This window comes from Paenibacillus sp. FSL H7-0326 (assembly GCF_001955535.1).
GTDB lineage: Bacteria > Bacillota > Bacilli > Paenibacillales > Paenibacillaceae > Paenibacillus > Paenibacillus shunpengii.
This window is the reverse complement of record NZ_MPVN01000001.1, coordinates 691,642-716,768: the sequence shown is the minus strand read 5'-3', so window position 1 is coordinate 716,768 and position 25,127 is coordinate 691,642. Positions and strand designations below refer to the sequence as shown.

24 protein-coding genes are annotated in these 25,127 nt (G+C 46.5%); 19 read left to right on the top strand and 5 right to left on the bottom strand.

Annotation, left to right across the window (positions count from 1 at the left end; all coding sequences use genetic code 11):
- Positions 1-33 precede the first annotated feature (33 nt).
- The 16 genes from BK126_RS03355 to BK126_RS03280 all read left to right on the top strand — a co-directional run bounded on the left by BK126_RS03355 (position 34) and on the right by BK126_RS03280 (position 14,136).
- Positions 34-1,743: a hybrid sensor histidine kinase/response regulator gene (locus BK126_RS03355; protein WP_076311285.1), complete on the top strand. Its 1,710-nt coding sequence runs from the start codon at positions 34-36 to the stop codon at positions 1,741-1,743.
- A 227-nt stretch (positions 1,744-1,970) separates the two neighbouring features.
- Positions 1,971-2,873, top strand: a complete 903-nt coding sequence (locus tag BK126_RS03350; protein ID WP_076311284.1) for a branched-chain amino acid ABC transporter permease — start codon at positions 1,971-1,973, stop codon at positions 2,871-2,873.
- A 9-nt stretch (positions 2,874-2,882) separates the two neighbouring features.
- The gene (locus BK126_RS03345; protein ID WP_076311283.1) at positions 2,883-3,854 is read left to right on the top strand and encodes a branched-chain amino acid ABC transporter permease; all 972 of its coding nucleotides are present in this window, start codon (positions 2,883-2,885) and stop codon (positions 3,852-3,854) included.
- Positions 3,826-4,623 (top strand): ABC transporter ATP-binding protein, encoded by a 798-nt coding sequence (locus tag BK126_RS03340; RefSeq protein ID WP_076311282.1) that lies wholly within the window; start codon positions 3,826-3,828, stop codon positions 4,621-4,623. Before BK126_RS03345 ends, BK126_RS03340 begins: the two co-directional genes overlap by 29 nt.
- Positions 4,616-5,326 carry an ABC transporter ATP-binding protein gene (locus BK126_RS03335; protein WP_076311281.1) on the top strand — a complete coding sequence of 237 codons (711 nt, stop codon included), beginning with the start codon at positions 4,616-4,618 and terminating at the stop codon, positions 5,324-5,326. The genes BK126_RS03340 and BK126_RS03335 overlap by 8 nt, the downstream gene beginning before the upstream one ends.
- Before the next feature lie 86 nt (positions 5,327-5,412).
- Complete coding sequence (locus BK126_RS03330) at positions 5,413-6,606, top strand: ABC transporter substrate-binding protein (RefSeq protein WP_076311280.1); 1,194 nt, start codon at positions 5,413-5,415, stop codon at positions 6,604-6,606.
- Positions 6,607-6,762: 156 nt separating this feature from the next.
- Complete coding sequence (locus BK126_RS03325) at positions 6,763-7,710, top strand: alpha/beta hydrolase (protein ID WP_076311279.1); 948 nt, start codon at positions 6,763-6,765, stop codon at positions 7,708-7,710.
- A gap of 15 nt (positions 7,711-7,725) precedes the next feature.
- Positions 7,726-8,052, top strand: coding sequence for a hypothetical protein (locus BK126_RS03320; RefSeq protein ID WP_076311278.1), 327 nt, complete (start codon positions 7,726-7,728; stop codon positions 8,050-8,052).
- Positions 8,053-8,162: 110 nt separating this feature from the next.
- Complete coding sequence (locus BK126_RS03315) at positions 8,163-8,879, top strand: class I SAM-dependent methyltransferase (protein ID WP_076311277.1); 717 nt, start codon at positions 8,163-8,165, stop codon at positions 8,877-8,879.
- A 189-nt stretch (positions 8,880-9,068) separates the two neighbouring features.
- Positions 9,069-9,623, top strand: coding sequence for a nucleotidyltransferase family protein (locus tag BK126_RS03310; protein ID WP_143757661.1), 555 nt, complete (start codon positions 9,069-9,071; stop codon positions 9,621-9,623).
- 83 nt (positions 9,624-9,706) lie between these two features.
- Positions 9,707-10,405, top strand: coding sequence for a zinc dependent phospholipase C family protein (locus tag BK126_RS03305; protein ID WP_076311276.1), 699 nt, complete (start codon positions 9,707-9,709; stop codon positions 10,403-10,405).
- Positions 10,395-11,405, top strand: a complete 1,011-nt coding sequence (locus tag BK126_RS03300) for a BadF/BadG/BcrA/BcrD ATPase family protein (protein ID WP_076311275.1) — start codon at positions 10,395-10,397, stop codon at positions 11,403-11,405. The genes BK126_RS03305 and BK126_RS03300 overlap by 11 nt, the downstream gene beginning before the upstream one ends.
- 57 nt (positions 11,406-11,462) lie before the next feature.
- Entirely contained in the window at positions 11,463-11,888 is a 426-nt protein-coding gene (locus BK126_RS03295; protein ID WP_076311274.1) for a GNAT family N-acetyltransferase, read from the top strand.
- Positions 11,889-11,956: 68 nt separating this feature from the next.
- A complete protein-coding gene (locus tag BK126_RS03290; RefSeq protein ID WP_076311273.1) occupies positions 11,957-12,157 on the top strand; it encodes a hypothetical protein in 201 nt (66 codons plus the stop codon).
- A gap of 192 nt (positions 12,158-12,349) precedes the next feature.
- The gene (locus BK126_RS03285) at positions 12,350-13,009 is read left to right on the top strand and encodes a GDSL-type esterase/lipase family protein (RefSeq protein WP_076311272.1); all 660 of its coding nucleotides are present in this window, start codon (positions 12,350-12,352) and stop codon (positions 13,007-13,009) included.
- An 80-nt stretch (positions 13,010-13,089) separates the two neighbouring features.
- Complete coding sequence (locus tag BK126_RS03280; protein ID WP_076311271.1) at positions 13,090-14,136, top strand: phosphotransferase; 1,047 nt, start codon at positions 13,090-13,092, stop codon at positions 14,134-14,136.
- 83 nt (positions 14,137-14,219) lie between these two features.
- Here BK126_RS03280 and BK126_RS03275 read toward each other — a convergent pair whose 3' ends face one another.
- Entirely contained in the window at positions 14,220-14,894 is a 675-nt protein-coding gene (locus BK126_RS03275) for a tetratricopeptide repeat protein (RefSeq protein ID WP_076311270.1), read from the bottom strand.
- Between the two features lie 35 nt (positions 14,895-14,929).
- Positions 14,930-16,906 (bottom strand): elongation factor G, encoded by a 1,977-nt coding sequence (locus tag BK126_RS03270; RefSeq protein ID WP_256702691.1) that lies wholly within the window; start codon positions 16,904-16,906, stop codon positions 14,930-14,932.
- 209 nt (positions 16,907-17,115) lie between these two features.
- Here BK126_RS03270 and BK126_RS03265 point away from each other — a divergent pair, with 209 nt between their 5' ends.
- Positions 17,116-17,712 (top strand): HD domain-containing protein, encoded by a 597-nt coding sequence (locus BK126_RS03265; protein WP_090723023.1) that lies wholly within the window; start codon positions 17,116-17,118, stop codon positions 17,710-17,712.
- A 144-nt stretch (positions 17,713-17,856) separates the two neighbouring features.
- Here the strand turns inward: BK126_RS03265 and BK126_RS03260 are convergent, their stop codons facing one another.
- The gene (locus BK126_RS03260) at positions 17,857-18,729 is read right to left on the bottom strand and encodes a helix-turn-helix transcriptional regulator (RefSeq protein WP_076311268.1); all 873 of its coding nucleotides are present in this window, start codon (positions 18,727-18,729) and stop codon (positions 17,857-17,859) included.
- A 137-nt stretch (positions 18,730-18,866) separates the two neighbouring features.
- Here BK126_RS03260 and BK126_RS03255 point away from each other — a divergent pair, with 137 nt between their 5' ends.
- Both BK126_RS03255 and BK126_RS03250 read left to right on the top strand, forming a co-directional pair.
- Positions 18,867-20,372, top strand: coding sequence for a tagaturonate reductase (locus tag BK126_RS03255; protein ID WP_076311267.1), 1,506 nt, complete (start codon positions 18,867-18,869; stop codon positions 20,370-20,372).
- Positions 20,369-21,883, top strand: coding sequence for a UxaA family hydrolase (locus BK126_RS03250; protein ID WP_076311266.1), 1,515 nt, complete (start codon positions 20,369-20,371; stop codon positions 21,881-21,883). Before BK126_RS03255 ends, BK126_RS03250 begins: the two co-directional genes overlap by 4 nt.
- A gap of 66 nt (positions 21,884-21,949) precedes the next feature.
- On the opposite strand, the gene BK126_RS03245 is transcribed toward BK126_RS03250, so the two are convergent.
- A complete protein-coding gene (locus tag BK126_RS03245; protein WP_256702690.1) occupies positions 21,950-22,858 on the bottom strand; it encodes a hypothetical protein in 909 nt (302 codons plus the stop codon).
- A gap of 186 nt (positions 22,859-23,044) precedes the next feature.
- Entirely contained in the window at positions 23,045-25,072 is a 2,028-nt protein-coding gene (locus BK126_RS03240) for a beta-galactosidase (RefSeq protein WP_076311265.1), read from the bottom strand.
- Positions 25,073-25,127 lie beyond the last annotated feature (55 nt).

Genomic DNA, 25,127 nt, shown 5'->3' with positions numbered 1-25,127 from the left:
CGTGTCAAGATGAACGGATAAAGGAGGGATATTATGAATTCTGATCACGATTTAGAGATGACTAGACTGCGGCACCTCATTGAGGATCTGAATAAAGAAATCATCCGCAGCAAGGAACAGGAACAGCGGTTGCTCCAAGAATTTTCGAGCATGAATAACGAGCTGGTAACACTTCAGCGTGAGCTGACAAAGAACAATATGAAATTAGCAGAGGCAAGAGAGGATGCCGTTCTTGCAAATGAAGCAAAGACGGAATTTCTTGCACTTTTGAGTCACGAGTTTAGAACCCCGCTAAATGGAATTTTAGGCATGGCTGAAGTGCTTTCCTTATCCGAGCTATCGGAGGAGCAGAGACAGTCTGTGTCGGTCATTCAGGAATCTTCTCATATACTACTCCATCTTATCAATGACTTGCTGGATCTATCCAAATTAGAGGCTGGCGAAATGAAGCTTAACCCTTCTTCAATGGATCTAAGAGCCATCGTTAAGCATGTAACTCTTCTATTATCCCAAAAAGCATTAGACAAAGGTAATCGGATTGTTGCCGATATTGACAGCTCTATATTCGAACGGTTTGCAGGTGATACAGCACGGATGACTCAAGTGCTTACGAACCTAATGGGCAATGCGAACAAATTCACCAAAAATGGTTTGATTCGAATCCGCATCATCGTCTTGTCTCAAACGGAACAAGAGCAGAGATTACGTATCGAGGTAACGGATAATGGTATAGGCATATCCCAAGCGGAGCAGGACAAGCTGTTTAAGCCTTACTCACAAACAAGAGAAGGGCAGAAGTCAGAGCATGGCGGAACAGGTCTTGGGCTGTCCATTTGCAAATCCTTTGTTGAGCTTATGGGCGGTAAGATTGGTGTAATCAGTGAACAGGATGCAGGCTCAACATTTTGGATTGAAGTCAGCTTCCCATCAGAGAAGGTAACAGGAGAGGCAAGCGAGGCTGCGACATATAGTATGCGGCGTACGAATTCGCTGCATAGAGCAGAACAATCTAAAATACAACATCCGATTCTTCTGGCAGAGGATAATGGAATCAACCGCAAAGTCGTGCTCGTGCAGCTAAAAAAGCTGGGCATTACCAATGTGGAGACGGTAGAGAACGGAGAAGCAGCCGTATCAGCATATTTAAGTAAGCCGTACTCGCTTATTTTGATGGATAACCTCATGCCGAAGCTCGGCGGGATTGAGGCAACGGAGAAAATACGCCAAATCGAGCGTGATGAGATGAAGCGTCATACGCCGATTATCGCTCTTACAGGCAATGTGTTTCCTGGCGAGAGAGACAAGTGCTTACAGGCAGGTATGGACGATTACATCGCTAAACCGATCTCTCTGGATGCGCTGAAGGAGATTATACAGCGATGGATTACAGGCAGGGATGATCAAATTTTAAATCAAGAAACGATGGCTGAGCTAATGGACCTCGGGGATGATCAGGATAGTGAGCTGTTATCAACACTTCTCGAAATGTATCAAAATGATACACCTGACAAAATTAATCGGCTGATTCAATATGTAAAGGACAGAAATTACAGCCGTACAATTGAAGTTTCACATGATTTGAAATCCGGCAGTTTAAGTCTGGGTATCCATTATTTGTCTACCTTGTTTGCAGCAATAGAGGAGGCAGCTAAGTCAGGCTGCCTGGATTCAATAGATGGCTTGCTTGAGGGGCTGATGCCTGCTTATCTGGAAGCGTGCACAGCAATGGAGAAGCACTTGTGATCGACTCTTCATGATTGTTATCAAATGGTGAGGTATTCTTTAGTGGAATACCTCATTTTTGTGTGACGATAATTAACATAAAAATATTCATTATGTAATAAAAAGATATTAATGGTGACATATGTAAACACTATGTGTTACTATATCTAACAAAATAAAGTTGAACATCGTGCTCTTGCTGTAAGCGAATGGGATATTGTCTAACTTGAGGAAGAGGTGCTCATGCGATGGAGTATTTTATTCAGCAATTCATTAATGGAATATCTGTTGGAAGTATCTATGCTCTCATTGCACTCGGCTACACAATGGTATACGGCATCATTAAGCTCATCAACTTTGCACACGGTGATATTTTTATGGTCGGCTCATTTATCGGTTTGTACAGTGCCCGATTATTTGCGGCAGCAGGCCTTCCTCCTGTCATTATTCTGCTTCTTTCTCTTGTATTCTCCATGGGGATCAGTGCTCTGCTCGGCATGCTGATTGAGAGACTCGCATACAAGCCTCTTCGAAATGCTTCTCGTATAGCCGTTCTGATCACTGCGATCGGTGTATCGTTCCTTCTAGAAAATAGCGGCATTCTCGTCCTTGGCCCTCAAGCTCAAGGTTTCCCCGAAATTCTTCCTAAACATCAATTCACACTATTCGGTGACGTCCAAGTGGATACGAATCAAATCATGATCTTTGTTATCACCATTATTCTAATGATACTTCTTCAGTATATTGTGCATCAAACCAAGATTGGCAAAGCCATGCGAGCAGTATCCTATGATCTGGAAGCTGCTAGGCTTATGGGCATTCATGTGGATCGGACCATATCAGCAACATTTGCAATAGGTTCCGCGCTTGCGGCAGCAGGTGGTGTCGTCTTCGGTATGACCTACAATGCCGTTGATCCGTTAATGGGAGTTATTCCGGGCTTGAAAGCCTTTGTAGCAGCAGTTCTTGGAGGTATTGGGAGCATTCCTGGTGCCCTCGTTGGAGGCTTACTGCTTGGAACAATTGAGACCAACGTTTCATCTATCGGTTTTTCTTCTTGGAGAGACGGGGTTGCTTTTGCTGTGCTGATCCTTATTCTTATTTTCAAACCATCCGGACTGTTCGGCAAGAACACCCGCGAGAAAGTGTAGGTGGGATTCATGCTTACCATAAAAAGACGCTCGTTCTGGTTAGGAATTGTTCTCTCACTCGTCATTTACGGTGTAATTCAAGTCTTATTATCGTCTCGGGTGTTGAATGACGTAGCAGAATCCACACTCATATTGATTGGTATCAACATCATCCTAGGTGTGTCATTAAATCTAATCAATGGAATTACAGGCCAATTCTCAATTGGGCATGCCGGATTTATGGCGGTTGGCGCTTATATGTCGGCGATTATGACGCTTGATTTTGACATGCCGTTTCTTATTGCCATGCTGCTGGGAGGTTGTTTGGCCGCTATATTTGGCTTATTGATTGGGATACCGACTCTTCGCTTGAAGGGGGATTACTTAGCGATTGCTACACTTGGGTTCGGAGAGATCATTCGGATTATTTTGCTTAACACGGAATATGTAGGAGGCGCTTCAGGTCTCAGTGGAATTCCAAGTGAAACGACTTGGACATGGGTATTTGCGGCCATGCTTGCTGCCACCATTCTTATCAACAATTTTATAAGATCGAGTCATGGTAGAGCCTGTATAGCGATCCGTGAGAACGAAATTGCCGCAGAAGCGATGGGTATCAACACAACACTCTATAAAATCATGGCTTTTGTGATCGGTGCCTTCTTTGCAGGAATTGCCGGGTCGTTGTCAGCTCATATGTTTTACGTAATTAACCCGAGCAGCTTTAACTTTCTTAAATCATTTGAAATTCTCGTCATGGTCGTGCTGGGAGGGCTTGGCAGTACATCGGGAGCGATTATTGGTGCGATTGTGCTGACTTTATTATTTACTCTACTTCAGGATTATCCGGAGATTCGGATGGTCATATATTCTTCCTTGCTTATTCTGATGATGATTTTTCGGCCGAAGGGCCTGCTTGGAACAAGGGAGTTTTCATTTGATTTTTTAAACAAAAGAGGAGGGAAGGCAGAGAATGAGCACACCGGCACCCATTCTTCTTGAAGTGAATCATGTAAGTAGAACCTTTGGCGGTCTGCAGGCTTTGAACAATGTATCTATGTACATGGCTGAAGGAGAGTTGGTTGGACTTATTGGCCCTAATGGAGCAGGAAAAACTACGTTGTTTAATCTGCTGACCGGTGTCTATGAGCCTTCTGCCGGGAAGATTCATCTGGCAGGTGAGAAATTGAATGGGCTAAAGCCTTATCAGATCAATCAGAAGGGAGCGGCTCGGACTTTTCAAAATATCCGCTTGTTTGGTCAAATGAGTGTTGTGGATAACATTAAGATGGCATTCCATCAACATGCCAGGCATTCTGCTGTGTCCTCGATGTTCAGACTGCCCATGCACTTCAAGGGCGAGAAGGAGATCAATAAAAAAGCAAACGAAATCCTTGAAATCTTCAATCTCAAGGATCGTGAACATGAACTTGCTGGAAATTTGAGCTATGGGAAACAGCGGCGTTTGGAAATTGCAAGAGCGCTCGCGACAGGTCCAAAGGTGCTGCTGCTGGATGAACCCGCGGCGGGGATGAATCCTCAGGAAACAGCGGAGCTCATGACACTGATTAAGTGGATTAAGGACAACTATAAACTGAGTATTCTTCTGATTGAGCATGACATGTCACTTGTCATGAATGTATGTGATCGAATTTACGTACTCGACCGGGGAGAGCGAATAGCAGAAGGTACACCGGAAGTCATACGTACCTCTGCACAAGTCATTGAAGCTTATCTGGGTCAGGACGCTGAGGAGGAAGGCCATGCTTAACATTGAGGGTTTGAATGTATATTATGGAGCCATTCATGCTCTAAAAGATATACATCTTCATGTCAGCGAAGGAGAGATTGTGACCCTGATTGGCGCGAATGGTGCCGGGAAGTCGACCTTGCTCAGGACCTTGTCTGGACTGATCAAGCCAAGAACGGGAATCATTCATTTTCAGGGGATGGCTGTTCAAGGACAATCTCCCCGAAACATTACAATGAAAGGCCTGATTCATTGCCCAGAGGGAAGAAGAATTTTTGCGAATATGTCGGTTGAGGAGAACCTTGAGCTAGGCGGATTTCTGCAGCGGGATCAGAAAGAGCTGCGATCTGATATCGAGAATGTATACTCTACCTTCCCCATACTTGCTGAACGCAAGAAGCAGATGGCGGGCACTTTGTCCGGAGGCGAACAGCAAATGCTGGCTATTGGACGGTCACTTATGGCAAGACCGAAGCTGTTGCTGCTGGATGAGCCATCAATGGGACTTGCTCCACTTCTTGTAAAAGAAATATTCAAGGTGATCCAGACGATTAACGCAGCGGGAACGACCGTAATGCTGGTAGAGCAAAATGCTCACCAAGCCCTCAAGATTGCGGACCGTGCTTACGTATTGGAGACCGGGAAGGTCGTCATAGAAGGAGAAGCGTCGGAGCTCGCTGATTCTGATGAGATCAAGCTTGCTTATCTGGGAGGTCATATCTGAGAGAAGGGAACCTATAAGCCAGGATGCCTCTTCTACCAGTTGGCAAATAGATAGGAAAATAAACGATACGGGGGAGTGTATTGTCGATGCGGAAACCGTGGTTTAATCTACTCAGTACAGTATTGATTTCAGCAGTATTCTTAAGCGGATGCAGCGGCGGAGAATCAGGTAGCCGTGCTGAGAGTGAGAATGAGAATGAGGGCACAATCAAGATTGGTACCAACTACGAGATGACCGGAGGACAATCCACCTTTGGAAATTCATCTGTCAAAGGAATTCGCTTAGCTGTCGAAGAGATCAATGCAGCTGGCGGAGTGCTCGGCAAGCAGCTTGAGCTAGTGGAGGCTGATAATGCATCTAAGCCTGAGGAATCAACACGAGCTGCCCAGAAGCTGATTACCAGTGATAAGGTTGTTGCGTTACTAGGCCCATCAACCTCCACTAACACTCTCGGTGCTGTGCCGATCGCTATGGAAAAGCAAATTCCGATGATAACAAGCTCGGCAACGAACTCCAAGATTACAGTCGATGAACGAACTGGGAAAGTCAACGATTGGATCTTCCGTACTTGTTTTATTGATCCATTCCAAGGTCAGGTGATGGCTTCATTTGCTAAGGATGAATTAAATGCAGCCACCGCAGTTATTTATACCGATACGACGAGTGATTACTCCAAGGGTCTACAGGCCTCCTTTAAAGAAACCTTTACGGCAGCTGGCGGAGAAATTGTAGCTGAAGAATCGTATGCTCAGAAAGATTCAGACTTTAAAGCTGTGCTCACTCGGATCAAGGATAAGAACCCGGATGTAATTTACCTGCCTGGCTACTACGAAGAGGTTGGTAAGATTGTGAAGCAAGCGAGGGAAATTGGCATTACGGTTCCTTTCCTAGGCGGAGATGGATGGGATTCACCTGAGCTTGTGAAAATTGCAGGTGAAGACCCGCTGAACAATACGTATATCTCCAATCACTATTCATCAGAAGATACCGCGCCGGAAGTTAAATCCTTTGTGGATGCTTACAAAAAAGCAAATGGTGACGAAGCGCCCGATGGCTTTGCTGCGCTCGGCTATGATACAGTGAAGCTGCTTGCCGATGCCCTTACCCGTGCCGGCTCCACGGAGCCGGAGAAAGTGAGGGACGCACTTGCATCAACGACAGATCTGCAGCTGGCTACCGGAACCGTAACGCTTAATGAATTTCATGATCCCGTTAAATCAGCAGCGGTGCTTGAATATGTGGATGGTAAACAAACCTTTGTAACCAAAGTGAATCCGTAAACAGGAACACGCTGAACAGCCGGACGCCTATATGGCAGTCCGGCTGTTTATTTTGTTATACTTCATATTTAGGCGTTGGCATTGTATAAAATGGAAAGTCGTTATAGAGTGAATATGACAGAAAGATAGATCGTTTGGATAAGGAGAGAGTTTGGAATGTGGTGGATTGTTATTGTTGCTCTAGTTGTCATTGCTATCATGGCAGTTATCGTATCACACTTTTATAAAATGGCTGTTAAACGTGCGCCAAAAGCTTTCCTGGCGGGAAATGCAGATCAGGCAGCCGGTGATCAAGTTGTTTCTTCCGGGCCTGATTATGCCTGGATCCGTTCGCAGAAAAGAGAGGAGCTTGAGCTGACCTCCTTCGACGGGCTGAAGCTTAGGGCCACATGGATTGAAGCAGAAACCAACACAAACACAACGGTTATATTGGCTCACGGCTATACGGGAAGAGGCTATGACATGTCTGCCTTTGCCAAATTCTATGTAGAAGAACTCGGCTATAATGTGCTGATGCCGGATGATCGTGGACATGGGGCGAGTGAGGGTAACTATATCAGCTTTGGATGGCATGACCGACTGGACTATATCGACTGGATGCAGACCGTTATAATGCGGACAGGTGCGGACAGTGAAGTTATATTGCACGGCATATCCATGGGTGCGGCAACTGTTCTGATGGCGAGCGGAGAGAAGCTGCCTCCACAAATAAAGGCGATCATTGCGGATTGTGGATATACCTCCGTCCATGCAGAGTTAACTTATCAATTGAAGCAAATGTTTAAGCTGCCTCCTTTTCCATTTATCCCGCTGACAAGCCTATACACCAAGCTGAAATCAGGCTATGGCTTTAAAGAGGCATCTGCTCTGGAGCAAGTAAAAAAAACGCAGCTGCCTGTTCTATATATTCATGGGGAAGAGGATGATTTCGTGCCTACCACCATGGTATATGAGCTCTATGAACACAGTGGTGGAGACAAATATTTGTTCACCGTTCCCCATGCTGCACATGGAACCGCATTTGTTATTGACCCGGATGGTTACAAGCAGGCCGTACGGGATTTCCTGGCCAAGTATTTGGAGAAAAAAGAAGAGGCTGTCTAAAGGGAGGGGGTTATTATGAATCAAAAGCGTAGTTGTGCGGGATGCGGGGAACCACTTGACGAACATGCCTTTAAATGTAAGAACTGCGGTGAGCTGGCCGTAAAGAAACAGAAGTCGCTGGACATCAACGAGCTGCCAGGTGACGAGCTATTCTATGTGGATAGATATTCGGCTGTTCTGCTGGTCATACTGACGATTGTATTATCGCCCATTGCTATCTTAGTGGGGACATTTCTCTTGTTCCACGACGATGAATATCGCCGGGACGTAGGTCAGATGATGGTAACCGGAGGTCTGATCGTTACTGTGGTTTGGGCTATCGTTTATTTTGGCTGGCTATAAAGGGACATTCTTTCGTATGGTAGATATTTTTCCATGCTGAATTAGAAGTTTGTAAATGGGTTAAAGAGTAAATACATCCTACAACGAACGATAACGGAGGTGTCTACTCGATGGATAGACAATTTGAAGAAGCTCGTAAAATGGAAGAGAATTACCATAAACAATTTTATCAAGAGCATGATATTTATGAAGAGGGAACTTGGATGGCCGGTCCAATGCCGGTTGTCATGGATAGTCTTGCGCGGTTAATGCGTTTGAAGCAGAACTTGACCATACTGGATCTCGGAGCTGGTGCGGGGAGAAATACGATCGCCATGGCGGAAAAACTAAAAGGAACAAGCAGTGAGCTGATTGCTGTTGATCTGCTGGAGGAGGCTGTTCAAAGCCTAGTTGAACATGCTAAAGATTATAAGGTAGATCATATGATATCAGCTGAGCAAGCAGATATTGAACATTATGAGATGAGAAAGAATCGGTATGATTACATCGCCGCGTGTTCCTGTCTTGAACACTTGTCTTCTGAGGAGGCACTAAGCAAAGTAATTCGGAGAATGAAGGAGGGCACGAAGCTCGGAGGAATCAATCTGATCACGATGAGCACGAATGTAGAGGAAGTGACAATTCAGGATCATAGGCCTAGAGAACCCTTGATTGAGCTTAATCTGCCTACCTTGCATGCTGAAGAAATACTTGCAGATCAATACAAAGACTGGGAAATATTATTCACAGAGCGAGTTACACAAGCTATTCCTGAACAAAAATATGATGAGCCCACTGAATTCCGCTGTCAGCTGATCCGTTTTGCAGCCCAGAAGCGGTCAGAATAAAGTATGCAGCAGGTCGTTATCAGCAGACGATCTGCTGCTTTTTAGTTACGCTAATTAATCTATTTATACAGCCAGCCTCATCAAAAGATCACTTGAGTTGAACCTATTCTAATATGTAAAAAAAGTGCAAACTATTCATTGAATGCCTATGAACATATGGACTATAATTTATATAGCAAGGAGGGAATTATGAATTTAAGCTATGAAGAGCAGCTGTATCAGATCATGAAGGATGTTCAGGTGATGGATGATCTAAAGCGTGTTCGTGAATTAAGGCTTCCTCAGGGCTGCATCGCTGCAGGATATGTCCGCAACCGTGTTTGGGATGTACTCCATGAATACAAACAATATACACCCCTTCATGATATTGACGTCATCTATTACGACCCTGACCAGACGGATGATTGGGTAGACAAGCAGTATGAGAAGCAGCTTGAATCCGGCCAGATCAGGCGCAACTGGCAGGTGAAGAATCAGGCCCGTATGCATGAATACAACAATCGGACGACTCCATACCAATCGGTAGAGGATGCAATGAGGTACTGGCCCGAAACCGCAACCGCCGTGGCCATCAGACTGAATGATCAGGATGAAATGGAGATTGTCAGCCCATTTGGTCTTCAAGATCTGTTTGAAATGAATGTCAGGCAAAGTCCCTATTTCCTTCATACCGGGCTGTTTAAGCAGCGAGTGTTTGAGAAGGAGTGGCTGGATCACTGGCCTTTGTTAATTTTGCACGGCTGAATTGATGCATTATAGCGAACCCACCTATAAGAAAACAAGAGAGAGACAGCAATAATAAAAAAGGGGAAAAGTGGGGAATTATTATGCCTTGGCCAATGGTTCATTTAACGATTGCCCATCTGGTAAAGCAAGGGCGGCCCTCACCGTCTTTTGTACTTGGCAGTATCGCACCCAACGCTTTTCGAGTTCGACAGGGCGCGAATGAACAGATGAAGTGGGCGAGTCATTCCTGTCCATCTGAAGGTGTGCTGCCCAGAGTAAGAGATATTCAGCTGTTCCATGCGGCTCATGCAGACCGAAGCTTGGGAGAAGAATACAATGAATATTTATTGGGATATGCGGCGCACTTGTATGCAGATGTGAGGTGGGCAGAAACGGTATACAAAGGGATAGAGAATTACGTACAGCGATTCATTGTTTACCGCTGGTACAGTCAGATTAGATCGTTTCAGAGCTTATACCAGCGCGATGTACTGCAGCTGGAATACATACTTATGGATATACATCCGGAAACCAAGGATTTACTGGAGGCGCTGGAGGTCGCTCCTGCGTTGTCAATGGGAGCCCTCGTTACCATGGAGGAAGTCGATGATTATAGGTTTGAGATATTAAGGAAGCTGGAAGAACCCGTCAAGCCCCGTACCCTTCGATTCATGGATGTGGAACGTGTGGAGCAGTTCATTCAGGATACGGCTGAGGAACTGAGCTGGCTGCTCCCCTCCTGGCAAGCGCAAAGTGAGAATGATCAGCTTACTTATAAGGAGATAATTCATGAACAATAGAGATAACATCGTGATCGGAATTGACGGAGGAGGAAGCTATACAAGAGTCACGGTTGCCGACTTTACAGGACAGATTCTGGCTCAGGTGCGCAAAGGCGGTACGAATCGCCTGCACAATATACAGGCGGAAGAGCATCTTCGCACCGGTATTCTTGATGCCTTAAGTGCAGCAGGAAGACAGCTGGAACATGTCACTTCGATTACGGCCGCACTCGCTGGGATAGATCAGCCTGGAGACGAGAAGTGGGCAATGGAGGTTCTTCATGAGCTAGGAATCTCCACTCATGGTCAGGTGGTTAATGATACGCTGGCTGCCCATCGATCCATTTTTTTAGGACGTCCGGGAATTGTAGCGATTGGAGGAACAGGATCCCTTATTTTCGGTATAAATGAAGAAGGCAGAATGGTGCGAAATGATGACTTTGCCCATTACGCCCGTGTCGCAGCCCGATTCATAACCTATGAAACGGTGTATGCGATTATCTCCGGCTATGATGAAGAAGCTGACCTGCCTTTAGTCGGCCTAATGCTTCAGCACTTAGGATGCTCATCAACACAGGAGCTGGCTGAGCTGGCTCTCCGCGGATATGGAGTGGACAAACGCAGCCAGAACCGGATGCTCGGGGATATGGCACATCTCATTACAGAAGCCGCTGACACCGGTATCCCGCTGGCTGTCAACATATGCAACGAGGCAGCTAGACAAACAGCCGTCGGCATCCGGCTGATCGGTGCTACGTTCCGCGCTTCTGAAATTCTTGTGTCATTCAGCGGAAGCTGCATTACTTCACCCTATCTGAAGAAGGCCGTACTTGCACAATTGAAGAACGGCAGCGGAATAAAAAATGAGACGGATCCTAAGTTCGTATACGTTGAACAGAGGCTCCCAAGTGATATTGGTGCTGTCATGATGGCCTATGAAGCAGTGGGCAGAAGAACAACTGAATCTATGATGAATAGGCTTGGGCAGCCGTATAATATCAATAAACTTGAAATCTAACGCCAAAAGTCCTAAAGTACGTATAGTTAAGGATATTAGGACAGGGAGGATTTCATTTTGTTAGTTTCTATTAAAGATCGTATACATGATGCCATCGTAGAGGAGCTGATCGGATATTCGACACTCCCAGAAGAATCTCATATTCAAGCAGCACTTGCGATGTATAAAGATAATGATTCCGCGCAGCTGCTCGGACTAGAAGATGAAGGACAGCTCGTTGCACTCATCGGACTTGAGCAGGATGGGAGTAAAGTGATGATTAAGCATTTGGCTGTACTTCCCGAGAATCGGGAAAAAGGATATGGCCGCGGAATTATCTCAGAAATGATCAGCAGTCTTCAGCCTGAGACGGTTATGGCGGAAACCGACGAAGAAGCGGTTGATTTTTATCGCAATGTGGGCTTTGTCGTTTACAGCCTGGGAGAGAAGTATCCTGGGGTTGAACGCTTCCGCTGTGTCTTTGAAACAGAGGAAGAGGAATAAGCCTAGTTGCAGACAAGGAAGCATTAGCAGTGTTTGAAGGATAACTCACAAGCGAGAAGCAGAGTATATTGTCAACAGCAGTGTACAGAATCATAGGTTTATTGCTTGGTCTAGCGGTTCCTTTTTTAGTTTTGTGGCTGAAGCTCATTATGTTCGTGCTCTTTCTTGCCGTTGTGTATGCTGAATTACGCAAGGTAAAATTTCCTCAGAGCGGCGTCTATTTTATCGGGGGCATGCTGGTCGGAAGTATTGCTGCTTATTTCATTTAAGCTTTATATTCATAAGAATTCATTTCTTATTAAGAGAACACATGCTGAACGTTTCGGAGCCTTTATTCGATTCGTTCGTATGTGTTTTTTTGTGAGAAGGAAGCCTTCTCAAGGACAACTTGCCGTGCCAAAAGTCTGAATTCCTCCATAAGCTAGAATAGATCAGCAGCAAAATAAAAGGAGGGAAATCATATGGTGTACCGATATTTAGCCCTTGGAGATTCACTCACCGTTGGAATCGGTGCATTGTTTGGCAGCGGATTTGTACCTCTCTACCGAAAAAAACTAGAATATCATTTAGGCAGCATGGTGCTTGTCAGTAATAGAGGAGTGAATGGATTAACCTCACGAGGACTGTTGTCCATGGTAAAATATGATGAGCACTTGCGATATTTAATTAAAGAGGCCGATGTGATTACGATTTCGATAGGCGGTAACGATCTGATTCGGGCAGCGCGTTCAGCTAGAGGGAATTTGCTATCCCCAGTGCTTATTGAAACGCTTGAGTCTTGTGAGAAGCATGTGTCAGAAATTATTTCTCAGATTCGACAGCTCAAGAAGAAATCACACCCCTACTTTATTCGTCTAATCGGACTATATAATCCTTTGCCGCGAAGTGAAGCAGCATATCAATTTGTGAGGCAGTATAATGAATTTTTGATAAGCTTTACGAGCAAGAATATTGCCACAGCTCCGTTATTACAAGCTTTTCAGGGGAGAGAGCGCGAGCTGCTGTTTATTGATCAAGTGCATCCAAGCAGCAAGGGCTACCGTGTCATTGATGACCAGCTTGCTAGACTGGGTTATGATCCTTTAGCATCGATAGGAAATATAAGTGTTCGAAGGAAGTAATAGGAGTAAAGGGGAGCACAGGTATTGCAGCTTGTGTTCCTCCCAACAGGAAGTGCCTGAACATAAGGAGAGAGTGATGTATGAGTATGGACAAGCCTAAACAGGATGATGAACTTCATATCCTTCAGGACATATGGAGCAGCTATTTCGCTGGACCCGATCATGAAGCAGCAGCAGAGCCAAGCATTACCCGACTTCGTGGTGGAATGAATAATTCATCCTATCGATTACGAATCAGGAACCAAGAGTATGTGCTCAGGCTGTATGAATCACATCAGGATCAAGACAAGGTTCTGTATGAGCATGCGGTGCTTGATTCTCTATCACGAATAGAGAGAAGATTTGAAATTCCTGAATTAGTACATACACCGCAAGGGAACACAATTACTTATTGTAATGGTAAAATAGCGGCTCTATTTCGATATAAAGAAGGCCGGAATCCAGAGCTTACAGCACCTCAGCATTATGAACAGCTCGGTCTACAGGCGGGTCAGCTCTCTGCTGCCTTATCGCGTGTAGAATTGACCCATACTCCCGTATACCCGCCTTATTATAGGCTGGATATTTCGTATCCGGAATGCCCGCCTGCATATCTGCTCTCTTTTCTCAATCAGCCTGATCCGGCCTTTCAGCATCAAGCTCATCAGATGAAGGAGATGGCAGAGTCAGTTGCTCAGCTATTTGAAGCCCTTCGTTTCATCGATCAGCTGCCGCATCAAATCGTTCACGGTGATCTTAATGCTTCTAATGTGCTGGAGAATGATCAAGGTCAAATTTATGCCATTCTGGATTTTGAGTTTGCGACGCTTGATGCGAGAGTCATGGAGCTGGCTGTTCCATTATCGGATATGCTGGGTCATGAGGAAGAGGAGATGTGGGAGAATTGTATTGCACTCATATCTGGCTTCACTTCGGTGATTGTGTTAGGAGAGGACGAGAGAGCGGTAATACCGCTGCTGATTCTGCTTCGCCGGCTTGATGTTGTAATGCACTTCATATCCAGGTGGAGAAAGGGCATAGACTCATATGCTGTAGTGGAGCGGCAATTGGAGGAACTGTATGCACGAATGAAATGGATGGACAAGAATAGAGATCAACTGGCAAGCATTTTGAATCCATCGAAATAGACAAGAAAACAGCTGTATTCCACAATTCTGGAGTACAGCTGTTTGTAAATGGTATAGAACATTTACTAGTGAAGTGCAATAAATTAGTTCATCATTTTGCGGAATAGGCTGCGCACCGCCCAGCGCCGTTCTTGGCGCTTCTTGTACTTCGGCAGAGATCGATAGACCTGAATTGACTGATTGAAGGCCTCCTTGGCTTCAGCCGGCTGTCCCAGTGCACGATAGACCAGGCCAAGGTAGTAATACGATTCGCTGGAAGAAGAAGAGATTTCCTGGAATTGTTCTACATAGCGAAGGGCCTTGCTGTGTTCTTTGTCTCTGTAAGCAGAGGCAAGCCGCAGATAAGGCTGCCCGTATTTTACTCTTGGGTTGATCTCAAGCGCTCTGAGAATATTTTGTTCTCCAGATTCAAGCTGTCCAAGGTGAAGTTCCGTCGTCCCTAGTGCATCCCAATATTCAGCCGAATGCTCATAGGCTCCTTCAATGGATCGCAGCAGTTCATTCCCCTCTTTAAACTTTTTGCGTTCAATGAGTAGTCTCGCAAGATCAAGCTTTGCCGTCACATCATTTGGGTTCATCGCGATTTGCTGGCGGTTTTTGGATATATTCCGCATTCGTTTATACGGCTTGGTCAGGCTTGGGAACACACCGACAAATCTGCGGTCTAGAAAGTAAATGATGAGCAGCAATACGATAATAGCAACGAAAGGATTGCCGAAAAGGTAAAGCAGAAGTCCAAAGCCTAAGATTTTGCTCATAAATCTCCTCCGTATAATTTCTATCTAATCTACTGTTATGACGAACTGATGGCATTGCGAACCGCAAGGATGTAACGTGACTGATCCCGTGGATCAACCCCCCGTCTTTTACGAGTGGCAATGATGCCTTCGGGGCATGCCTGATATCCCGCGTAGCTCGTCGTCATGATTCCGCTGCCTTTCGTCTCTGAACGAAGCTGAACCGGATAATTCAGGGATGTGGCTACCGGAATAATCCCTTCTACGGTGCATCGTCCGTGTGCGATATAAGGTGCTTCAAACACGGCCCGCATATGAACCAGTTCACTAAGGACCTTACCGCCGTTCACTTCCGGCACGGTAATTCGAAAATGCTGCATCGGCTCAAGCAGCGTCGTTCTCACTTGATCTAATCCATCCATAATGCCCATGGGAGTTGCCACTACAAAATCGAGCGGATGTGTATGCCACACATGATGCTCTCCATAGGTCAGTACGACCTCAAGATCTGTTACTTCCCAGCCATACAACCCTTGCTCCAGCGCTTCTGGCACACGGCGTGCCACTTCATTCTGATAGCGCTCCAATAGATGGTCATAACGAACCTCTGAGCGATAGACAAGACCACTGCCACGAGGAAGAGGCCGAATGGCAAACCGAAGTACAGCCCAGCAAGGCTTAGGCATGGTATAGGCGATGAACCCTTCTCCTTCAGCTGCTGGCGTTTCTTTATAGATAACAGATGGTGGATCAAAAGTGACAGCAAGCCCGAATCTGCTCAGCAAAATGCTCTCCAGGATCTCGAGTTGAATGGATCCCATTACTTTCAGATGAAGCTCCCGTTCATCCTTGAGCCATGTCAGGCCAAGCAGCGGGTCCTCATCTGATAATTCCTGAAGGGCTGCGATGAGGGAAGGATACTGTGCAGTGTCCTTGCAGTGTACTTGAACGGTGAGCAGCGGGACGGCCATTCCTGGCAGTGGAGGAACGTATGACTCACTCCCGATGATGTCTCCGATCTGAGCTTCATGAAGGCCGTAAACCGCAGCAATGTCCCCTGCCTCAAATTGGCCGAGGTCAATCGCTTTTCTTCCTTCGAATTTGCGGATTTGAGTTACTTTCTCCTCCAAGCCCCGGTTCATAATGGTGACGGTATCCCGAGTATGTAATTTACCACTATAGAGCCGGACATAGACCGCTCTTCCCATTGTTCTGTCTCTGTCTACTTTGAAGACGACACCCGAGAGAGGGCCATCCGCATTGCCAGCTGGTCCAGGCAGATAATCGATGATGGCTTCCATTAATTCTCGAATTCCAATTCCTTTTTGAGACGAGCCAAAGCAGACAGGAAAAGCATTCCCATGTCTTACTTCGGCTGCGATTCGCTCCTGGAGCTCATCTGGTGGAATTTCCTCACCTTCAATGAATCGTTCCAGAAATTCCTCATCCTGATCAGCCAGCCATTCAGCAATGATGTTATGTTCCTCACGAGCGTCAATTCCATCTTCAGTGAAAATGGATACCGCCTCACGCAGCACCTCATGATCGAACTGAACCTGCTGAACAGGCAAGGCCGCTGGTGATAAGAGTGAAGTTATATTGTCCATGATATCCGTGAGAGAAATAGCTGGCCGATCCATTTTGTTCACATAAATGATAGTAGGAATATGTAGTTTGCGAAGTGCTTTCCAAATGGTTTCCGTCTGTGCTTGTACCCCGTCGGCGGCGGATATGATCAGGATGGCTCCATCCATAACCCGAAGACTGCGTTCCACCTCAGATATAAAGTCAATATGCCCAGGCGTATCTACTAAATTTACCGTACAATCCTTCCATACAAAAGAGGTCGCTGCAGCCTTGACAGATATTCCTCTTTGTTTCTCAATGTCCAGCGAATCGGTGAATGCTGTTCCTTCATTTACACTGCCCAGCGCACGGATAACTCCGCTTTGATACAGTATTTGCTCAGTTGTCGTCGTTTTACCTGCGTCGACATGCGCGAAAATACCAACATTACGATGATGTTTAGCCACGATCAAACCCCTCAGTATTTCAACTCTAATGCAACAGCCATTTTTATAACATAATTATACCACAGCAGTTTGATGATGAGAGGCTATAATCCAGCAGACAACCTTATCCATGTGCTCAGAACTTGGCTTCAATAAACCCGGAGTGGTATGCTTAAGAGCAGGACATAGATGAAATATGAATTGATGAGCAGGATAAGGAGAATGTAACAGTGAGTATAGAACGAGTTGCCAAACAAATTGAATTTATTCGCGAGATTGATGAGCTTAAGCATGTGCTTCGCCAGTCGTATCTGATGAACGGCTCACGGCGGGAGAATGATGCGGAGCATACCTGGCATATCGCTGTCATGGCTCTACTCTTGAAAGAACATGCGATTGATGATCAACTGGATCTGAAGAAAGTAGTTCATATGCTGCTGATTCATGATCTGGTTGAGATCGATGCAGGAGATACCTTTGCGTATGATGTCAAAGGCTATGAGGATAAATGGGATAGAGAGGTAGCGGCGGCCAAGCGGATCTTTGGATTACTTCCGGACGAGCAAGCAAGCGAGTGGATGAATCTGTGGCTTGAATTTGAAGAAGGGCTGACGAATGAAGCCAAATATGCTGCGGCTATGGATCGTCTTCATCCGGTGCTGCATAACTTCTATACGGAAGGAAAAGCATGGAGAGCACATCAGGTATCCGTCAGCGCAGTAAAAGCACGTGTTGCAGTCATAGCAGAAGCCTCTCCTGTACTTGCTGACTATGCAGCAAGCCTGCTTGAGCAGGCAGTAGAAAAAGGATACTTACTGCCTGAATAGGCTGCGTATATACAAATAGTTGAATTGCGTGGGCAGTTCTGATAAAAAGTCCGGGAGAAGTGGAATTTCACTTCCTCCGGGCTTTTTCTTTCCATAAACGGCTTCCTCTGGCAAAGGCACGAGTTGGTTGGATCGGCGTCGTATCTACTTCCGTATACTTTTTCGATAGTTCGCCGGCGTCATCCCCGTATGTTTCTTAAACATGCGGTAAAAGTGAGGAAGACTGTCAAACCCGCAGCTCTCGGCAATAACGGCCATCGTCTGATCGCTATGCATCAGCTGTTCCTTGGACAGGATAATCCGTCTTGCACAGATGTAGTCTGTCGGCGTCATTCCCGTAAATTGCTTAAATACGCGGCTGAAATGAGCGGGCGACACCGAAGCCTCCTTAGCCAAATGGGCAAGCGAGACCTTGTCACGCAGCTTATGCTCTATAATGGATAAAGATTGAGTAAGCCATTCAGGGCCGGACATTATCGCTGGTGCTTGATCTGTGACGGAGCTGAGCCGGGTTAAGTAGATGAGCAGAAGCTGTAAGTGAAGGAGCGTGGAGTACGATCGCATGGACTTGCGGCTGTTCATTTCGTTATAGATGTGATCGATGATTTGACTTACATCGTCTAGCTCCAGCCTGCTGAATTGCCGCTTATAGATTTTGGATTGGCGGTGCCTCTCAAATAGCAGCAGAGTTGAGGCTGCTTCATTTCCCATACCGTGAAACAAGGCAGGGCTGATATAGAAGGCGGTGGAGGTTAGAAGATTATCCGGATCAGGAAAAATTCGATGAATGGTGTTACCTGGAATAATAATCAGATCACCTGGCCCCATATCGAGGCTCATATGATCGATAAATATTTTACCCCGTCCTTGATGAACACAGATCATTTCATGCCAATCATGGAGGTGGTCGGGAAGCTCGTGCTCGTAAGGCTTGGTCTCATGGTAGAGCATTCGGAAGGGCAGCTCGATATCCGCAGGTATACGAGTATCAACAGGTGCGTTCAGTGAGTTACGCATAGGGAATCGCCTCATTTTCCGTTAATATCAAATTTGAGTATATATTTATCAAAATCAGCAATTTTACTTCTTTATATTGATGATACAATGATCAGTATCAGGAAACAATATGTCATTGATTAGAGGAGAAGTGAACCATGGCGGTAAGCAATGATCTCCCTAGACTGGGACGGAAGCTGGAAGGTGTAACCGACAGCGCGAAGCTGGCTAAATTTCAAGAAATGCCGGTGAAGGTGCTTCAGATCGGCGAAGGAAATTTCTTGAGGGGATTTTTTGACTGGATGATTTATGAAAGCGCTATACAAGGGTTGTTTACAGGTAGTGTCGCCGTAACACAGCCAAGAAGATCGGGTCGTCACAAGCTGCTGAACATCAGAGAGCAGGATGGTTTATATACGCTACTGACCCGAGGCATTGAGAACGGAGCAGTGGTAGAGCGGGAAGCCATTATTCCTGTGCTGTCACATATGATTGATCCTTATGAGGAATGGAATGAATTCCTGGCTGTGGCTGAAGGACCCGAGCTGGATATTGTTGTATCCAACACGACGGAAGCGGGACTCGTGTATGAGAAGTCGGAGTACCATGAGGGTACGCCAGTGAATTCATTTCCCGGGAAACTAACCGTGTTCCTGCATCATCGCTTTCAACATTTTCAAGGAGACACCGGAAAAGGATTAATTCATCTTCCGTGCGAGCTGGTTGAAGGCAACGGGGATTTATTGAAATCCTACGTTTTAATGCATAGTGAAGATTTTGGATATTCGGAGGAGTTTCGCGAATGGGTCAAGAGCAGCAATCAATTTCTGAACAATCTGGTTGACCGTATCGTAACAGGTGCACCCTCTAAGTCCGAAATCAGGGATATTGAAGAGCGGTTAGGGTATAAGGATTCACTGATTAACAGTGCAGAGCCTTATCATTTGTGGGCAATCCAAGGAGACAGTTCGCTTGCCGACAAGCTTCCGCTCGCACAGGCAGGACTTAATGTGCATTTCACTGATGATTTGAAGCCATATCAGCTTAGAAAAGTCCGTATTCTAAATGGTGCTCATACGCTCATGACACCGCTCGGTATATTGCAGGGTAAGCGCTTCGTTCGGGAAACGATGGAGGACAGCCACCTTGGGGATTGGGTGCGCACAGCTGTGTATGAGGAGGTCACACAAGCGCTGGATCTTTCGCAGGAGGAGCTGCGTGTTTATGCGGGTGAAGTGTTTGAGCGGTTTATGAATCCATACATTGATCATCGACTGCAGGACATTATGCTGGGCAGCTTGAGTAAATTTAAAGTTCGATTGATGCCAACAATGTTGGATTACTACCGTAAGAACGGAGAGCTTCCCAAACGGATTGTGACAGGCTTTGCTGCTCTGCTTCGATTGTATCGGACGGTGAAGACTGAGGAAGGATTCACGACGGTAACCTATAGCGGTGAGTCCGTTCTGCTTAAAGACAATGAAGCACATCTTGAACGATTGGAGAGACATTGGGCAGAGCTGGGTCAGGGCAAATCTCTTGATCGTGTGATTATTCAGATCCTGGCAGAGGAGACGATCTGGGGACAGGATTTATCCTTACTGCCTGGACTTACTGAGACTGTATGTGAATCGATTAGAGAATGGGAAGGGGAAGAGGTATGAGCACCATTCATCGAACACAGGACTTCACCATCATTCGGGAGAACGATGATGTAATTATTGCTCTTCGGGATTATAAAAAGGGAGAAGTGATTGAAAGGAATTCTTCCTCAACCATTACTTTGACGGAAGACATCCCCAAGGGTCACAAAATCGCTGCCCGGCAGATCCTGGCAGGGGAGAATGTGCTCAAATACGGCTACTCTATCGGCGTGGCCAAAGAACAAATCTTGCCGGGCTGCTGGATTCATACTCATAATCTCGCAACCGGTCTATCTGGACTCCTCGAATATGAATACGACAAAACCGAGCCAGAAGCGCTTCCCGCACCGCCCGCTCATCTCCTGACGTTCGACGGTTATCTGCGTCCGAACGGCGAAGCCGGAATTCGGAATGAGATCTGGATTATTAATACAGTCGGCTGCATCAACAAGGTATGTGAAGCATTGGCCCGGATGGGAGAAGGCGAATTCAAGGGACGTGTTGACGGGGTATATCATTTTCCTCATCCTTTTGGCTGCTCACAGCTTGGCGATGACTTGAAGTATACACAGCAGCTCCTTGCTTCACTCGTTGTACACCCGAATGCAGGAGGGGTGCTCGTTATTGGTCTAGGCTGTGAGAACAATCAGGTCGATGATTTCAAGACGTTTATCCCTGCGGAGTATCATCATAAAGTGCGTTTTCTCAAAGCACAGGAAACGGATGATGAGCTGAGCGAAGGGATGAGATTGATTGAGGAGCTGGTGGAGCAGGCTGAGCATGTACGTCGTGAGCCGCTGCCGTTATACAAGCTGAAGATCGGTCTCAAATGCGGTGGCTCGGATGGCTTCTCCGGTATTACGGCCAATCCACTCGTTGGTGTCGTATCTGATCTGCTTGTAGCAGCAGGAGGCACGGCTATTCTAACAGAGGTTCCTGAAATGTTCGGAGCTGAAACCATCCTGATGAACCGTGCTGCTAACCAAGGGGTATATGATGAACTTGTTAAGCTGATCAATGGGTTCAAGCAGTATTTTGTAAACCACGGTCAGAACATTTATGAGAATCCATCTCCAGGTAATAAAGCAGGAGGTATTACTACTCTGGAGGAGAAATCACTTGGTTGTACTCAAAAAGGCGGGCGCTCAGAAGTGGTGGATATTCTGTCTTACGGGAACAGGACGACCAAGCCAGGGCTGAATATTGTCGAAGCTCCTGGTAACGACCTGGTCTCCGTTACGGCACTATCCGCAGCGGGTGCGCACATCGTTTTATTCACGACAGGCAGAGGGACGCCGTTTGGCGGACCTGTACCTACGGTGAAGATCGCAACCAATTCCGACCTGGCTCGCAGGAAGAAGCACTGGATTGATTATAATGCAGGGCAGCTGCTCGAAGGGATCAGCATGGAGGATGCAGCCGTTCAGCTGTTAAGCCAGCTCGTGGATATTGCATCAGGTCGTGCAGAGACGAACAGTGAACAGCATGGTTTCCGTGAAATTGCCATATTTAAGGACGGCGTAATCTTGTAGCACATCGTTAGATTCGCCAAAATAAGCTTCCGGCTGGTTCTGAGCTGCCGGAAGCTTATTTCTTTGTTATATTCGGCCGTAGCTCGAGAGTGTCTTCAGCCGCTCGATCGTGAGATGGCCCCGCCATTCGTTCTCGGCTGCTGAGCTCAGTGGTTCCCATGAGATCGGCCACCCGCCATCATCCTGTTGTTCAGAGATGAGATGATCTAGATGGAGTGAGAGGATCTGCTCAGGGACGAACTGGACGGCATAACTGGTTGATTCCGGTGCCCAGTCGAGCACTTTTTGCACATACCCTCCAGCCCTAGGATCAAGTTCAATGACACCCGGCTTCGATAAGTGCTGATCTACTCTGGTCTTCAGCGCTGCAGCACGGAGATCACCTGTCTGCTGTTCGAGAAAGTGAACAGCGTGGATCCAGTTGTGGAATCCTGTTAGATCGGTACTCTCTACAGTATCCCATGTATATTGAATAGCTCGGTTCAACCATTTCTCTTTGAGAAAAGGATGCCAGTCTCTTGATTTCAGCAGGAGGGCTGCAATCGAGCCGGTAGGATTAATGGAAGCCGTATCATCCGATTCCGTAGTCCACCAAGGAGTATGAGGATGCTCGTTTATGCTGCGGAAAGCGTAGGGCCATCCCCCTGTATGAGGATTCGAATGTCGTTCAAGGAATTGTCCTAGTCCTGTCATTAAACTCTCCGGAAAAATCTCTGTTTCGTCCATCAAATGCAGCGCAAATTCTGCTCCCTGGGGCTGGCTGTACGGACTGCGGATATCAGGTTCAAGAGCATTCCCCAATCCCCCGTCCTTGTTCTGATATGCGGCTAATGCTTGCATAACTGCTTCAGGTGATCCCTGTCCACTAAGATGTGCAAATCGGAGACGATCCAAGAGACGGGCGTTCTTAAAAATAAAGTCACTTGCTTGCTGTACGATAGGGTGAGACATATCCAGCATAGGATACTTTCTCATCACAGAATCAACTCCTTAGGAAATCTGAATTAAGGAATGGGTTGCATATTGCGGGCTATAGAAATAGAAATATTGCAGCTCCCAGATGTATTCCTTACTGCATTCTGATTTTCCTTCCCGATTTTATAGGAAGAAGAAATATCCCGTATCCATTATGGATACGGGATAACGATTGCTTCTTACTGATTATTTGACTTCCAGAATTTGAACGTCTCGTCCTTCAATAGATACTGTGCCGCTCAGCTGATTGCCACTGATTAGATCTTCGGCCTTTAATTGGCCTAGATCATAGGATACGGCCTCCGTATTATGATTAAGCACAAACAGATAGGAGATGCCGTCCTTAACACGGCGGCTGACCTCAACACCTGATGGAGCTGAGAGGTTAGGCTGAATTCCTTTATCCGTTGTAATCTTCTCAATCAGTTCATCGAGGAAGCCTTGTTCTGGATCGGTTGCTACGTAATACGCTTCGCCTTTGCCAAACGTATGCCTAGTAACTGCAGGCATTCCCTTGTAGAAATCTTCGCCGTATTCCGCGATCACCTCAGCACCTTCTGTATGCAGGAGATCACATAGCATTCCGCATTCGTAGCTGCCTTGAAGCTTGCCGAACTTATCTTTCAGCACAATCTTATTCTTCTGATCCGGGAACAGGGCATCAATCTCCTCGACCCAAATGCCCAGCATTTTCCGCAGCTCTCCCGGATATCCGCCGACCGTGACCAGATCATTCTCATTTACAATTCCGCTGAAGAATGTTGTCAGGAACGTTCCTCCATTCTCCACGAAGGCTTCCAGCTTCTCAGCGAATCCCGGCTTAACCATGTATAGAACTGGAGCAACAACAAGGTCATATGCACTCAGATCGGTATCCACACTTACCATGTCGACCTGAACATTGCGGTTGTAGAAGGACGCGTAATATTTGTGAATCTGCTGCACGTAATTCAAAGCGATCGTTGGACCGCTCGATTTCTCAATCGCCCACCAGTTGTCCCAATCGAACACAATGGCGGCTTTGGCATCTGCGCGCGAATCTAAGAGGCGGTCTCCGATTCGCTGCAGCTCCTTACCAAGCTGAGCTACTTCACGGAATACGCGTGTATTCTCATGCCCGACGTGCTCAATAACAGCGCCGTGGTACTTCTCACAGGCACCGATGGATCTGCGGAGCTGGAAGAACATGACGGTATCTGCGCCATGCGCAACAGTCTGATAGCTCTGCAGGCGCATGACACCCGGACGCTTCAGCGAGTTGTACGGCTGCCAGTTCTGCTGGCTTGGCGTTTGCTCCATCAGCATGAACGGCATTCCGTCCTTGAGTCCGCGCATCAGATCATTCGCCATGGCAGTTTCGCTCGGCGGAGTCGTTAGGCTTGGATAGCTGTCCCATGAAATAATGTCCATGTATTTGGCCCACTTGAAGTAATCCAGCTGCTTGAAGAAGCCCATCAGATTGGTAGTCACAACAGATTCAGGCACATGCTTCTTAATTGCGTTGTACTCCAGCTTGTAGCAGTTCAGCATGCTGTCAGAATTGAATCTGGAGTAATCCAGAGAGATGCCTTGGAAGTTCGTGGAACGATCTCCCCATTCCTCGCTCAGGTTGCTTGGCAGCACGATTTCATCCCAGTCATAGAACGTATGTCCCCAGAATGCCGTATTCCAGGCTGTGTTCAGCTGATCAAGTGTCTGATATTTCTCCTTCAGCCAGACACGGAATGCACGTTCACAGTTGTCACAGTAGCAGTCGCCCCCATATTCGTTCGACACATGCCATACGAGAACCGCAGGATGATCCTTGTAACGTTCTGCCAGCTTGTCCGCAATACGCTCGGAGTAGAGCCGGTAAGTCGGACTGTTCGGGCAGGAGTTATGGCGACCCCCAAATTTGCGTTTACGTCCATCCTTATCTACCCGAAGTATGTCTGGGTATTTCGTTGCCATCCATGCGGGATGAGCGCCTGTGCTCGTGGCAAGACATACATAGACACCGCTTTCATAAAGACTGTCGATCAGCTCATCGAGCCATCCAAAATTATATGTGATCTCGTCAGGCTGATTCTTGGCCCAGGAAAAAACGTTAATTGTCGCAATATCGATACCTGCGAGCTTGAACATGCGCAGATCTTCTTGATGTGTAGCCTGATCCCATTGCTCAGGATTGTAGTCTCCGCCGTAGAACATTTTAGGAAGCTTCGTACTAATCAAGTGAACTCACCTCTTGTATAAGAATAATTCAATCATATAATATGAATTATATTTT